This is a genomic window from Gordonia sp. SCSIO 19800 (genome assembly GCF_018132775.1).
In the GTDB taxonomy this organism is placed as follows: domain Bacteria; phylum Actinomycetota; class Actinomycetes; order Mycobacteriales; family Mycobacteriaceae; genus Gordonia; species Gordonia hongkongensis.
This window is the reverse complement of record NZ_JAGRQM010000066.1, coordinates 1-610: the sequence shown is the minus strand read 5'-3', so window position 1 is coordinate 610 and position 610 is coordinate 1. Positions and strand designations below refer to the sequence as shown.

1 protein-coding gene is annotated in these 610 nt (G+C 61.8%); it reads left to right on the top strand.

The genetic code is table 11. The annotated features are described in order from the left end of the window. The first annotated feature begins 166 nt into the window (after window positions 1-166). The gene (locus tag KB201_RS24680) at window positions 167-430 is read left to right on the top strand and encodes a helicase associated domain-containing protein (protein ID WP_004022477.1); all 264 of its coding nucleotides are present in this window, start codon (window positions 167-169) and stop codon (window positions 428-430) included. The last annotated feature ends 180 nt before the right edge of the window (window positions 431-610 follow it).

The window sequence follows — 610 nt, the reverse complement described above, 5'->3', positions numbered from 1 at the left end:
TATCCACTGCTCGCGGACCCCGGGTTGCCATTCCCTAGCCTAACAACCGAACGGAAATTAATGACTCAGGACACTAGGTGGGGTTCGCCGCGCTACATTCCAGTGATGACCGCACTTGAGCGCGGTCTTCCCGTTACGGCAACGTCGAACACACTCGTGAGCTGTCGTGGCTGAATCTATTGGCGATGGGCGGTTCGAGGCCGGGCTCGAGCACCTGCACCGCTACGTCGCGGTGTACGGCACCAGCAACGCCCGCCGGCGCGATGTCATTGACGGATTCGCGATCGGCACCTGGGTGCAGAGCCGCAGCGCTGACTACCGCAAGGGCCGGTTGTCGGCCGAGCGGATCGAACGGCTCGAGACCGAGTTCCCGGACTGGCGGTGGACCATCCGGACTAATCAGGGATGCGTCAATGCATCGCGACCGTAAGATGGCGAGCAGCCACCGCTCACGGAAGCGGAGCTTGAGAAACTGTTCCTCGCACTGGCCTAAACAGTCGGCCAACCTAGTACTACCGCGAGTCGTAGCGACTTGAATCGCCCCGGGTTTGCTGGAGGCTCGGTTAGTTGGTTCCAGCGTTTGCGGGGACCGGGTTCTCACGGTAGCTGG